Here is a 12,667-nt window from a genome sequence, read left to right on the forward strand (position 1 = left end):
TCGCAAAAAAGTGCGGACGCCACGATACGGAATCAGGAAGATAGTTCGGATCATTCTTCGATGACATACGTTTATATAGCGCCGGAGTTGTTCTTCGTTGGCCGGGCTCAATCGTATCTGGCCAAATTTAGAAGGAGACGATGATGAGAAAAATCATTGCGATGGTGGTCGCCACGGCAGCACTGGCCCAAGCCGGTTCAACAGTTGCATTCGCAGCCGATGCGATTCGCACGTATCAACCGCCGCCCCAGCAGTCGGATGTGCGTGGCGGGGTGAAGATCGGTTTGCTGACCTGCGATGTCGGTGGAGGCGTTGGATATGTCCTCGGTTCAGCGAAGGAAGCCGATTGCGTCTTTACGTCCAGCATCGATAACGAGTTTTCTGACCATTATAGTGGCGACATAAGAAAACTCGGCGTGGACCTCGGATTTACGACGCGCAGCCGTCTTATCTGGGCGGTCTTTGCGCCGACCGCCGGCTACCATCACGGATCGCTTGCCGGCCTTTATGTCGGCGCCGCGGCCGAAGCCACAATCGGTGCCGGTGTCGGGGCGAATGTGCTCGTCGGTGGTACGACTGGATCGATTCATCTCCAGCCTCTCAGCGTCACGGGTCAGTTCGGGCTCAACGTTGCTGCCGCCGGGGCGTCGATGACCCTCACGCCAACTTGATAAGCGGCCACACGCCCTCCGGCGGCTCCGGTCGGGCGTGTGGCTGAGTTAGGAGTTCGAACTATGAGCCAGACAGCAAAGCTATCCGCTAGAGCAACGTTCGCTCGCGGCATGCTTAAGTCGGCTTCTTGGTCTGATTTGCAGACATCGTTCCATCGGCGCGTGCGGCATCGTTCAAGTTTCGGAGCACGGGAATCAGCAGCAGCGGCATTAGAGGCCTTTTGCGGCCTCATGTCACGTCCTGAAATGTGCTGATATCGCATTAGCGCCTTGCAAAGTAGGATATTCTATAGTTAGTTTTGATTGGAGCCAAACGACCCGGGATGCACATTTTTGTGCCTTGCCATAGATGGCGGACAGGTGTCCAATCAATTCACGAAACGTGTTGATTCTCAACGAAATGTCGTTTTCCATTTATTGGTTCGGCAATTTCGAGCGCCTGCGGCATAAACCTTGAATGGAGGCCCCATGCTGAATGAATCCGTGTTCGATGCGTTTGCGCGTAGCTACGAAGCGCGTCGCGAAACTGAAATGTCCATTACAGATTACCTGGAGCTCTGCAAACAGGAGCCGCTCGCCTATGCGAACGCGACGGAGCGCCTGCTCGCTGCGATCGGCGAGCCGCAGATGCTGGACACCGCCAAGGATCCACGCCTCGGCCGGATCTTCATGAATAGAACTATTCGGACTTACCCCTCCTTCACCGGCTTTTACGGAATGGAAGAGACGATCGAGCGGATCGTTTCCTTCTTTACCCATGCCGCACAGGGGCTCGAAGAGCGCAAGCAGATCCTCTACCTGCTTGGTCCGGTCGGGGGCGGCAAGTCGTCCCTCGCCGAGCGGTTGAAGCAGCTGATGGAGGTCCATCCGATTTACCTGCTGAAGGCTGGTGACGAGATCAGCCCGGTTTTCGAAAATCCGCTCAGCCTCTTTGACCCTGTCGCAGTAGGCCCACTGCTTCTCGAAAAATATGGCATTCCGACGCGCCGGCTGACCGGTCTCATGAGTCCTTGGTGCGTGAAGCGACTGGACGAGTTCGGCGGCGACATCTCCCGTTTCCGCGTCGTCAGAATGCAGCCTTCGCGGCTGCGCCAGATCGCCATCGCCAAGACCGAGCCGGGCGATGAGAACAATCAGGACATTTCTTCCCTCGCCGGCAAGGTCGATATCCGCAAGCTGGAGAGCTATTCGCAGAATGATCCCGACGCCTACAGCTATTCCGGCGCGCTCAACCGCGCCAACCAAGGCCTTCTCGAATTCGTCGAGATGTTCAAGGCGCCGATCAAGATGCTGCATCCGCTGCTGACTGCGACGCAGGAGGGAAATTACATCGGTACCGAAAATATCGGCGCCATTCCGTTTTCGGGCATCGTGCTCGCGCATTCGAACGAGGCAGAATGGCAGACCTTCAAGGCGAACAAGAACAACGAGGCCTTCATCGACCGCATCTGCGTCATCAAGGTACCCTATTGCCTGCGGGTAGCCGAGGAGCAGAAGATCTACGAGAAGCTGATCGAAGGATCGGAACTCGCAGATGCTCCTTGCGCGCCGGGAACGCTTGAAATGCTCGCACGCTTCTCTGTGCTTTCGCGCTTGCGCAAGCACGAGAATTCGACATTCTTTTCCAAGATGCGCGCCTATGACGGCGAAAGCCTCAAGGAAACCGATCCGCGAGCCCGTAGTGTTCAAGAATACAGGGATGCGGCAGGTGTCGATGAGGGAATGGACGGAATATCGACACGTTTCTCCTTCAAAGTGCTTGCTTCGACCTTCAATCATCACACGAGCGAGGTCGGAGCGGATCCGGTTCACCTGATGTACGTTCTGGAGCAGGCTATCCGCCGCGAGCAGTTTCACGACGAAACCGAGAAACGCTACATAGAGTTCATCAAGGCCGATCTTGCGCCGCGGTATGCGGAGTTCATCGGCAACGAAATTCAGAAAGCCTATCTGGAATCCTATGCGGATTACGGTCAGAATCTTTTTGACCGCTACGTGGACTACGCCGATGCCTGGATCGAGGACGTGGATTTCAAGGATCCGGACACCGGTCAGCTGCTCGACCGGGAACTCCTTAATCAGGAGCTGACGAAGATTGAAAAGCCGGCGGGTATCGCCAACCCGAAGGATTTTCGCAACGAGATCGTCAAGTTCTGCCTGAGATCGCGGGCAAACAACAACGGGAAAAACCCGTCTTGGACGAGCTATGAAAAGATCAGGGAAGTGATCGAGAAGCGCATGTTCTCGCAGGTCGAGGACCTGTTGCCGGTCATTTCCTTCGGCACCAAGAAGGACGGTGATACCGAGAAGAAGCACAGTGAATTCGTTTCTCGCATGACCGCGCGCGGGTACACCGAACGACAGGTTCGGCGCCTCGTGGAATGGTACATGCGCGTTAAGCAGGCAAGTTAATGCTCAGCGGGAGCCATCATGCACATTGTCGACCGCCGGCTGAATCCGCGCGGTAAAAGCTTAGAAAATCGTCAACGGTTTCTTCGGCGCGCGAAAAGCGCCGTGCAGCTGGCGGTAAAGCGTTCTCTTCAAAGCCGTAATATTCGAGATGTGCTCGACGGTGGTGAGGTCAGCCTGCCGATTGACGGCTTGGGAGAGCCGAGCTTCCGCAGGGGTGAAGGCGGAATCAGCGATCAAATTCTGCCGGGAAACCGGGCCTTCGTCGAAGGCGACATCATTCCAAGGCCACCTGGAAGGAGCGGCGGAAGACCGAAAGAAGCGGGCGAGGGCGACGGTGAGGACAGTTTCCGCTTCGTCCTGACACGCGAAGAATTTCTCGACGTCTTTCTCGATGATCTGGAACTGCCCGATCTAGCAAAACGGCGGCTGACCGAAACCGAAGAGGAAAGTCCTGTTCGGGCCGGCTACTCCGTTTCCGGATCGCCTGCCAATATCGCTGTCGGGCGTACAACGCGGCTGGCGATGATGCGGCGCATTGCACTTCGTCGCCCGCGCATCGCAGAAATCGAGGCGCTGCGGCGCCAGATCGAAGGATGCGAGGATGATGAAAAGCGTCTGGCGCTCGAGGCTGAGCTCAAGTCGCTGACGGAAAAAAGCCGGCGCATTCCTTATATCGATCCACTTGATGTGCGCTATCGCCGCTTCGAGAGCGAACCGAAGCCGGTAGCAAAGGCCGTCATGTTCTGCCTGATGGATGTCTCCGCCTCGATGTCTGAGCATATGAAGGACCTGGCGAAGCGGTTCTATCTTCTCCTCTATCTCTTCCTCTCGCAGCGCTACAAGAAGGTGGAGATTGTCTTCATCCGTCACACGGACAGAGCCGAAGAGGTCGATGAGGAAACCTTCTTCTATGGCCCGGCGACCGGTGGCACGCTTGTCTCCAGCGCGCTTGCGGCCATGCGCGCGATCGTGGCGGCGCGCTTCGACCCGGCCGAGTGGAACATCTATGCCGCCCAGGCTTCGGATGGCGACAATTCCTATTCGGATGGGACAAGGACGGGACAGCTGCTGCGCCATGAGATTCTGCCGCTGTGCCAGTATTTCGCCTATATAGAGGTCGGCGACGAAGACAGCGATTCCTCGGTGTCACGCTCACCGCTGTGGATGCTCTACGAAGAGATACGGTCCGAGCTTCTGCCGTTGTCGATGCGCAAGGTATGTCGTCGAAACGAAATATTCCCGGTCTTCCACGAACTCTTCCAGAAACGTGACGGACAGAAGGTGGCGCCATGACGACAACAGCGATGTCCAAGGAGCGATTGCTGTTTCACGGTGCTGACTGGGATTTTACGACGCTGCAGCGAATCTACGACGCGTGCGAGGACATCGCGCTCGGCGAACTCGGCCTCGACGTTTATCCCAATCAGGTCGAGGTCATCACCTCGGAGCAGATGCTCGACGCCTATTCGTCTGCCGGCATGCCGCTGTTTTACCGGCACTGGTCTTTCGGCAAGCATTTCGCTCACCATGAAGCTTTTTATCGCCGCGGCATGCGCGACCTTGCCTACGAGATCGTCATCAACAGCTCGCCCTGCATCTCCTATCTGATGGAGGAAAACTCGGCGACGATGCAGACATTGGTGATTGCGCACGCCGCCTTCGGGCACAATCATTTTTTCAAGAACAATTATCTCTTCAAGTTGTGGACGGACGCCGAGGGAATTCTCGACTACCTCGATTTCGCCAAGGGCTACATCGCTCACTGCGAGGAACGCTATGGCGAGGTTGCCGTGGAGCGCACGCTCGACGCCGCGCACGCACTCATGTCGCATGGCGTGCATCGGTACGCCGGCAAAATGAAGCTCGACCTCCGTGAGGAGGAACGGCGGCAGCAGGAACGTCGCGCCCATGAAGAGCAGATCTTCAATGATCTTTGGCGTACCGTGCCCGTCAGCAAGACGCGCGCGGCAGCCGATGCCGGCCTGGAGAAGCGTCGCGCCGCTCTTGGTCTTCCGCAGGACAATATCCTCTACTTCCTTGAGAAATCGGCGCCTCGACTGCAGCCATGGCAGCGCGAGATTCTGCGCATCGTCCGCCATGTCGCGCAATATTTCCATCCGCAGCGGCAGACCAAGGTGATGAACGAGGGGACGGCGACCTACGTCCACTACCGGATCATGAACAGGCTTCACGAACGTGGCCAGATCAGCGACGGAAACTACCTCGAGTTTCTGAAGTCGCATGCCAATGTGGTGTTCCAGCCGAACTACGACGACCGCCGTTTCTCCGGCTTCAATCCCTATGCCTTAGGCTTTGCGATGATGCAGGATATTGAGCGGATCGTGGCAACGCCGACCGAAGAGGACAAGGCGTGGTTTCCGGACATCGCCGGGCGGGGTGACGCCATGTCCGTGCTCCGCGAGATCTGGGCCGATTACCGGGACGAGAGTTTCATCAACCAGTATCTCAGCCCGAACCTGATCCGCCAACTACGCCTTTTTCATCTTTACGACGACCCGGAACAAAAAGAGGGAATCCTGGTCTCGGCGATTCACGACGAGCGCGGCTACCGGCGTATCCGCCGCCAGCTTTCCCGGGAATATGACATCGGGTGGATTGATCCGGGCATAGACATCGTTGATGTCGATCTCGCTGGCGACCGCCGCCTCCTTTTGCACCATAATGTAGCGAATGGCTGGCTCCTTCAGGAGACCGAAACCAAGCAGGTGCTCCAGCATCTGGCCGACCTTTGGGGCTACGACGTCTTGCTTCAGGAAATCAGTAGTTCCGGCAAGGTGGCGAAGGAACACGCGACGAGCCCGCGCAAGCCGCTGCAATAGCGACCTCTCCGCATCCGGCATTTATCCGGAGGAACAGTGGTGATCCCGACGCGATTCGAACGCGTGACCCTCAGATTAGGAATCTGATGCTCTTTTTGGGGCATACCAGTCCATACCATTCGGAGCCCTATTAAGACTCATCCGCCGACTAGGCGGATTCCGTTTAGGTATACGAGCCGTTCGGACCAGCGACCCAACGTCTGGCGGTCCGTTCGGCCCGTATACAAAACAGAAGCCGGGCCCACAGGCCCGTCATTATCGTCTCGCTTGCGAGACGCCTCGGCTTTAGCTTGGTCACTGTGAGCGCAACCGCAGCATAACCGAACGGAAACACGTAGAGAGTTGTCCTGTTGCGGTAGCCGCAGGTGCTTGAGAAAGGGCTACGTTGGTTGGACTACGAAATGACGGGTAGGCCTAGCATTAGACAGGGCCCGCACGTTCGGATTTCGTCCAACGGACACCGACGCCATAGAAGCGCTTTGTGGCCGCGTCGCTCCATCCGAGGAACTCGACATGGTTCCGTTCGTAGTACTCCTGCATAGCCTCCGATGCGGCGTCCCAATGGTCACCACGCTCTAAAGCTTTCACGGTCGCCACGTGCAGACCTGTTTCGTCGGCAATGAGATTCTGCGTCTTGTTCAAGAGAGCTCTTGCAGCCCGAAAAGATATCCCGAGGTCTTCAGCTCGATACAGCGAGCGGTCTTTTGCGGACGTATCTGGAGAGCCGGGCGCACGCCATCTTGCGCCAGCACCCACAACCTCGCCCCCGATCGTTGCTTCCCCAAGAAATTCAAGGCCTTGCGCAACGTAGAAGTCGACCAAAACCAGATTAAGGTTGAACATGGATTCCGAGGTTTCGGCAGTCGATATGTACCGCCTCGTGACGCCAGCACGATCGGCGGCTTCTTGTTGCGAAAACGCCGTTAATGCACGCGCGACCCGGAGCGCTTCCGGTGGAGCAGGTAACCTCATTCTCCCGAGAAGCCGGTCGGGAGAAAAATTGTCAACATTTACCGTTTGGGGTCTTTTATTATCCAGAAGGGAGTCTATAAGAGTACCGTTAGGATAAAAAAACATCCAAAGAATGGAGGCGCAAGTTGGTGCTGAGTGATTCGGACCTGCCCGAGGCAGATGGCGGAAGAAATCGGTGGCTTGTGCGGCAGCGTCGGAGCCTGGCTAACGACCCGGAATTGGGCCGCACTCAGCGTTGCCGGGGTCCAACTCCCTTATAGCTTCCACGTCAGCCAGCCGTAGCAAACAAACTAGGATATCTCATGCCGAACCACGCTTCAGGCAAGCGATCCCGCGTGCCTTGGAACCAAACTACTCGGAGTGTGACGCTACCCGTGTTCATGGCGTATTGCTCGATCGCGGCCGCGCTTCGCCCGTGGAACCACATAGAGCGCAAAACGATCATCACGCTGGTGTTCACCGAAGACTACTATAGGCCCGTCTACTCCCATGCGGCGCAGGTTTTCGGCCGCCAAATATGGAAGGGGTTGGACTACGACACCTTCGTTTATGAGTGGTCAGACAAAGCCTTCCGCGATCAGGCGCTCGCCGAGAAAAACCAAGCTGGGATTTTCCTGTCACCGCCGAAGTATCGGTTGACTGACGACGAGGCGCTTTTCTCGGACGCCGTGATCGAGGTCGGTCCACGCTCCAGAAGGCATGCAAAGGCGGCACTCGTTCGGGCAGGGCTTCCAGTCGATGAGAAGCTTGTCGATCTGCTGGTGTTCGAGTCTTGGGAACGTCTATACTCGGCCTTCCAGGACAGGCGCGGTCCCCTCCAGGCATTGGAGAGGCTTCGACGTCAACAAATTTCCAAAGCAAGCCAGAACGAACCAAAGCCGCAGACCACGGAGCCGAGCGCACCGACACTCGAGGACATGCATGGATTCGGGCCGGCACAAGAGTGGGGGTACAACCTCGCGAAGGACCTGGCAGACTACAAGGAGGGCCTGATCCGGTGGAAAGACGTCGACGCCGGAGTCTTGCTTTCCGGACCGCCCGGGATCGGGAAAACGATGTTCGCGACCGCCTTGGCCAACACGTGCCAGGTGTCGGTCATCCACGGGTCCGTTTCTCGATGGCAGGAGGCGGGACACGCCGATGACCATCTGAAAGCCATGCGCGCTTCATTTGCGAAAGCAGAACAGGAAGCACCGGCGATACTCTTCATCGACGAGATAGACACATTTGGCCGTAGATCGCATTCCGATCACAACTCATCTTACCTTCGGCTCGTGATAACGGCCCTGCTTGAGCTTCTCGACGGTTTCGTCCGCCGGCAGGGCGTGGTCGTCGTCGCTGCCTGCAACCACCCCCATCTGGTCGATGCTGCCATTCTGCGAGCTGGAAGGCTTGATCGCCATCTGGCGATCAAGCTGCCCGATGGCGCTTCGCGTCTTGGCATTCTGAAATATCATTGCGGCGTTGTCCTTTCTCGCCCGGACGCCGAAATGTTTGTGCTTGCCACAGAGGGGTTTTCAGGTGCCGATGTCGAGCAACTTGTGAGGGGGGCGAGGCGGGCGGCTCGGCGCGAAGGAGCGGACATAAACGCCGTCCACGTCATCGATCAGCTCCCACCTCTGGAAAAGCTTTCGGAGGACTATCTCATGACGCTTGCCGTCCATGAAGCGGGGCACGCAGTCGTAGGTTTTGAAATCGGTCGTGAGATTTCGGGCATCACCATTTCAAAGTTCCGAACGCCCGGGCCTTCCCTCGAACTCGGTAGGGTAGACTATGTACAGCCGGGAACGCGAACCAGGACCAAAACAACATATCTCGATTCAATCGCGCTCTCTCTCGGCGGTATTGCTGCCGAGACGGAAGTCTTTGGCGCGTTCGCTGATGGTGCGGCGGGGTCAAGTGATGCCGATCTGAACAGGGCCACGGAGATCGCGACCGTGCTCGAAGGTGTGACGGGCATGGGCCACACGCTCATGTCTGAGACGCTGGAGCTGGAGAAACTCCGGACGATGCGGCTGTACAACACAGACCTGCGGGGGCATGTCCACCAGCTACTCGAGAACGAGTTTGCGAGAACGAGGTCCATCATTCAAAGGCAACGTCCCGCCTTGGATGCGCTTGCGGAACGCTTGATGGAAACGCCCTCGATGACGGGCGACGAGGTCGTCCAAGTCTTGAAAGCCAATCGGCGGTCCGTGGTCAGCCTTGCAAAGCCGCCGCGCAGGACGGGCACGTGATGGTAAAACGAACACGAAAGTCCGGAACACGAAAACCAACTGGAAGGGCCTCACCGGGATCGCTGGGAGAGGCGCTTGACCAGGTCGGCTTTCAGCCCCTTGGCAGACGAGTAATCGTCCGTCGATGCGAGATTCCGCGAACTCCACCCGCGTCGCATTGGGTTGGTTCCGTCGTCGACTTCCTGAAATTCTCCGTGCCGACGGTCGAGGGAGGCGGTTGGGAGCACCATTACATCAGCGCATACGAAGCGGGTTGCGCTGGACTGGTCGCCCTTGGCGCTGCCAAAGCCACCACGGGCGGTGCGACGCCGGTGATGGACCCCGAGCTGCCCTCAATTCTTCCACGGTGGGACGACATCGCCACTGTCGTAGTTTCGCTGGCAGCGCAGAGCGGCCTGTTGGAGTATCGACCCTTCGCGGGTACAGGCGAGCAATCCAAGTCAATAGGGGCTTTGCGTTCAAACATAGGGGAGGCCAACGGAAGTGGTCCGGCATACCTCGCATCTGAGGTGTTTCCGGTGTTCTTGAGCCTTGGTTTAGTCCTCGACGGACGATGGACGGATATCGCTGAGACGATCCTTTGGCGCGACTCTCCCACGGCATGGGGAACCGATTTCACGACCGATCGTCGTTTTGTCGCTGCCTGCGAGGAGGCTTTGGCCGGCTTGCCCGACGACATCGCCACGACGATCAACAGATTGGCGAAGTTGGTGTCCGAAGACAACGTCAATGAATTGCTGGAATTTGCCGAGAATCATACATCAGAACGGAAGACTAGCGGTGACGCCTGGAAGTCGCTTCAGTTTTGGGCTCGCCAGGGATTGGATGGGGTCTTCCATCGGCGGTGGCGTTTGAGCGACGGATGGCTCTCGGACGACGAGTCGAAGCGAGCGCTCTTCATTCAGCACGACCCGGTCGCATTAGACATGCGACGTGAATTCATGTCCCGATACATGCCCGAATTGCCATTCCTCGCGGAGTAATTTGTGCTGAACGCGGGACATCGATGGAGAACTTAATGGCTGACCATCAGCACGATGCAACTGGGAAGTCGACACCAAGCAGGATGGAGCCTGCTAAGGCAAAACGGAGATGACGTCGTGAAAATCTGGCTCTTGTCCGACTTGCACCTCGAATTCGGGATCGCGTTTGAATACTCTCCGCCGGCTGACGCGGATGTCCTTGTCTGCGCAGGCGACGTGGCTACAAAAGGCATCTTGCCAAGCATAGCATGGCTTACGAACAACATCGCTCGCAACATTCCAACGGTGTTCGTTGCTGGAAACCATGAGCTTTACGGCGCTTCCCTCGACGAAAGTCTCCGTGCCGGCATCGCGGCCGACTATCCCGGTTTCCATTTTCTGGAGAACGGTGTCGTGGAAATCGACGGGGTGACGTTCCTGGGCGGTACCTCGTGGACCGATTTTCGATTGTTCGGTCGAAATGCGGCGGTTGCGATGGCGGATGCCCAAAAAGGAATGAACGACTACAAGCGTATCAAATTCTCTAAGGTGCCGTTTCGGAAATTCCGGCCAATCCACGGTCTCGTGAAACACCACGAGACCAGAGCCTTTCTCGCTACTGAATTGGATAAGCGGCGGGGCCAGAAGACTGTGGTGGTCACCCACCATGCACCGTCCCCTCGATCGGTTTTGCCGGAATTTAAAGACGATCCTTTGGCGGGATGTTACGCGTCCGATCTGGAAGAGCTGATCTATGATATGGAGCCGACAGTTTGGGTTCATGGCCATGTCCACCATCGATGCGACTATAGGATCGGCGCAACGCGAGTGATCGCAAATCCCCGCGGTTATCCAGGCGAACGTACCGGGTTCGATCCGGTTTTCACGATCGAAATTCCCACAAACCACGTCTCAAACGAGGAGCTCTCCGCGTCGGCGCTCGCCATTCTCGACCGCGCGGCCGATAGTGATCCTGATCCAGACGACGAACTTCCAGACGGCACACCGAAGCCATGACTGGGATCGAACCAGTGAGCGCCACCAACTTAGAGCGCTTTCCACCTCGGCCTGGGAAAGCAGGCAGTCTGTCCTAAAATGACAGCGCGGGACGACGGCGAGAGCGTTGGTCTTTTCGAGCGATTGACAGACCATGATGGGGCCAATGACCGGTCCGCACGGCGAATTACGGCAGCCCTCCTCGAATCTGGCATCGTCCGCGCTGAAACTCCCGCGCTACTCTCCGACCGGCATTTCCGGTCGTGACGACAAGGCGGCTTTTGCCCGGGCTCTTGCCGGAAGACCTTGTGGGGGTCGGCTTTCTCACGCCTTGGTCGGCCTATCGGCTATCGGTGGAGAGGGGCTGAAAGGCGACATAAGTTGGCGGGCCGATGAAATCGTCAGGGCAACAGGCAGGCCGGACGGGCATATGCCCCTGGACCACCAAACAGATTATCGCTCGCTAGTCGAACCAGCCCACTACATTCACGCGCGTGGTGTGCGAGCAGGTTGAAGATGTCCTCGTCCGCATCGAGCGAGATGGATGACGATATAAAGCTGGTAAGACTGACACAGCGCATCTGGAAGTCCTTGGCAGCCTTGAGGACGCGAAATGCGTCGTCGATCACCTGTTCATCGCGACCCCAAATCTCGAGGAGCAACCGTTCGAAAAGTTTGGCCGCCACGCCTTCTTCGCCTAGAAGATACCAAAGATATGCAACGCTGGCCTTGTCCGGTTGTCGACCGCATGCTTCGATCCGCGCGACTAGGCCGGCCACCGGAGGCTGGTTCATGGTGCTCATCTCCACCTTCGAGTTTCCGACCGGCCGCTCATAGCGATTTAAAAACCTCAAAAACGTCTTTGGGCACGATTGTGTAGTTCGGCCGGGCAAGGGGGCTGAGTTTGAGGCCAAGTTCCGTGACACGCAGGTATGAATCGTCGCGTGAAAGGTCTTTTACCCAAGCGCGGACAGGGCGCATGTCCACGAAACTTGCGCCCGATGGCGCAGAAGCCCCGTCATCCATTGGATCGGATACTTTGCGGAACCGAGATGGGTCGCTCGAAGGCGTGACGATGGGGTCGGCGCTGGACATTTGAGACCGCAGATCGCAGTTCTCGATATAGAGAACCCGTATGACGTCTTCGAGTGACTGTATTTCTGCGTCGATCTCGATACCCCTCGACTTGCGCTTCCGCGGGTTCGCAAGACGATCCGATACCAGCAGGGCGACGAGCTTGGCGTGTGCCTCGGTCCAGATTGCCGTCATGTTGCGATAGGAGTTTCTGATGGTCTGCACCGCCATCATCGGAAGTCCTCCGATCGCCGCAAATCTAACCAATCCTTCAGCGTCCGGCCGGATCGGTTGATCCTTGTCGGCCAGCAATGCTTTGGAAATGTCGTGAATCCGTGTGTAGTTCTCGACCGACTTCTTATGCCTGGTGTTGAACTTGCGCGCCGCGATAATCTGGAGCGACGCCTTCTCTGCTTCCTCAAGGATGAACTTACGGGGATCAACGGCGGATTTAGTGTTGTTGACCGTCATACTTCGACCCCTTCGTCTACCAGGTGCGTGAC

At 57.3% G+C, this 12,667-nt stretch carries 10 protein-coding genes and 1 tRNA gene; 7 read left to right on the forward strand and 4 right to left on the reverse strand.

The annotated features are described in order from the left end of the window. Positions 1-143 precede the first annotated feature (143 nt). The 4 genes from ACPYOJ_RS16840 (at position 144) to ACPYOJ_RS16855 (ending at position 5,923) form a co-directional block, all read left to right on the forward strand. A complete protein-coding gene (locus tag ACPYOJ_RS16840) occupies positions 144-671 on the forward strand; it encodes a DUF992 domain-containing protein (RefSeq protein WP_168832653.1) in 528 nt (175 codons plus the stop codon). A gap of 468 nt (positions 672-1,139) precedes the next feature. After that, positions 1,140-3,083 (forward strand): PrkA family serine protein kinase, encoded by a 1,944-nt coding sequence (locus ACPYOJ_RS16845; RefSeq protein WP_168832652.1) that lies wholly within the window; start codon positions 1,140-1,142, stop codon positions 3,081-3,083. 18 nt (positions 3,084-3,101) lie between these two features. After that, entirely contained in the window at positions 3,102-4,376 is a 1,275-nt protein-coding gene (locus ACPYOJ_RS16850) for a YeaH/YhbH family protein (protein WP_481417282.1), read from the forward strand. Next, positions 4,373-5,923 carry a SpoVR family protein gene (locus tag ACPYOJ_RS16855; protein ID WP_481417283.1) on the forward strand — a complete coding sequence of 517 codons (1,551 nt, stop codon included), beginning with the start codon at positions 4,373-4,375 and terminating at the stop codon, positions 5,921-5,923. Before ACPYOJ_RS16850 ends, ACPYOJ_RS16855 begins: the two co-directional genes overlap by 4 nt. A gap of 37 nt (positions 5,924-5,960) precedes the next feature. On the opposite strand, the gene ACPYOJ_RS16860 is transcribed toward ACPYOJ_RS16855, so the two are convergent. Both ACPYOJ_RS16860 and ACPYOJ_RS16865 read right to left on the reverse strand, forming a co-directional pair. Beyond that, positions 5,961-6,050, reverse strand: a tRNA-Arg gene (locus ACPYOJ_RS16860). 293 nt (positions 6,051-6,343) lie between these two features. After that, positions 6,344-6,565 (reverse strand): hypothetical protein, encoded by a 222-nt coding sequence (locus tag ACPYOJ_RS16865; protein WP_481417284.1) that lies wholly within the window; start codon positions 6,563-6,565, stop codon positions 6,344-6,346. Between the two features lie 710 nt (positions 6,566-7,275). On the opposite strand from ACPYOJ_RS16865, the gene ACPYOJ_RS16870 reads away from it, so the two are divergent. From ACPYOJ_RS16870 to ACPYOJ_RS16880, 3 genes are all read left to right on the forward strand, one after another. Beyond that, positions 7,276-9,132 (forward strand): AAA family ATPase, encoded by a 1,857-nt coding sequence (locus ACPYOJ_RS16870; protein ID WP_481417290.1) that lies wholly within the window; start codon positions 7,276-7,278, stop codon positions 9,130-9,132. 194 nt (positions 9,133-9,326) lie between these two features. Beyond that, a complete protein-coding gene (locus ACPYOJ_RS16875) occupies positions 9,327-10,115 on the forward strand; it encodes a hypothetical protein (RefSeq protein WP_481417285.1) in 789 nt (262 codons plus the stop codon). A gap of 117 nt (positions 10,116-10,232) precedes the next feature. Continuing rightward, positions 10,233-11,111, forward strand: a complete 879-nt coding sequence (locus ACPYOJ_RS16880) for a metallophosphoesterase (protein ID WP_481417286.1) — start codon at positions 10,233-10,235, stop codon at positions 11,109-11,111. Positions 11,112-11,491: 380 nt separating this feature from the next. On the opposite strand, the gene ACPYOJ_RS16885 is transcribed toward ACPYOJ_RS16880, so the two are convergent. Both ACPYOJ_RS16885 and ACPYOJ_RS16890 read right to left on the reverse strand, forming a co-directional pair. Then, entirely contained in the window at positions 11,492-11,893 is a 402-nt protein-coding gene (locus ACPYOJ_RS16885) for a hypothetical protein (protein ID WP_481417287.1), read from the reverse strand. Positions 11,894-11,921: 28 nt separating this feature from the next. Then, positions 11,922-12,635 (reverse strand): hypothetical protein, encoded by a 714-nt coding sequence (locus ACPYOJ_RS16890; RefSeq protein ID WP_481417288.1) that lies wholly within the window; start codon positions 12,633-12,635, stop codon positions 11,922-11,924. Positions 12,636-12,667: the final 32 nt, after the last annotated feature.

It is taken from the genome of Rhizobium sp. SVR5-9E (assembly GCF_056755095.1).

Bases quoted from the DNA above. Each gene is read 5' to 3' on its own strand.
- ACPYOJ_RS16850 (WP_481417282.1), top strand. From the start codon at position 3,102: ATGCACATTGTCGACCGCCGGCTGAATCCGCGCGGTAAAAGCTTAGAA.
- ACPYOJ_RS16840 (WP_168832653.1), top strand. From the start codon at position 144: ATGAGAAAAATCATTGCGATGGTGGTCGCCACGGCAGCACTGGCCCAA.
- ACPYOJ_RS16890 (WP_481417288.1), bottom strand. From the start codon at position 12,635: ATGACGGTCAACAACACTAAATCCGCCGTTGATCCCCGTAAGTTCATC.
- ACPYOJ_RS16855 (WP_481417283.1), top strand. From the start codon at position 4,373: ATGACGACAACAGCGATGTCCAAGGAGCGATTGCTGTTTCACGGTGCT.
- ACPYOJ_RS16870 (WP_481417290.1), top strand. From the start codon at position 7,276: ATGGCGTATTGCTCGATCGCGGCCGCGCTTCGCCCGTGGAACCACATA.
- ACPYOJ_RS16885 (WP_481417287.1), bottom strand. From the start codon at position 11,893: ATGAGCACCATGAACCAGCCTCCGGTGGCCGGCCTAGTCGCGCGGATC.
- ACPYOJ_RS16845 (WP_168832652.1), top strand. From the start codon at position 1,140: ATGCTGAATGAATCCGTGTTCGATGCGTTTGCGCGTAGCTACGAAGCG.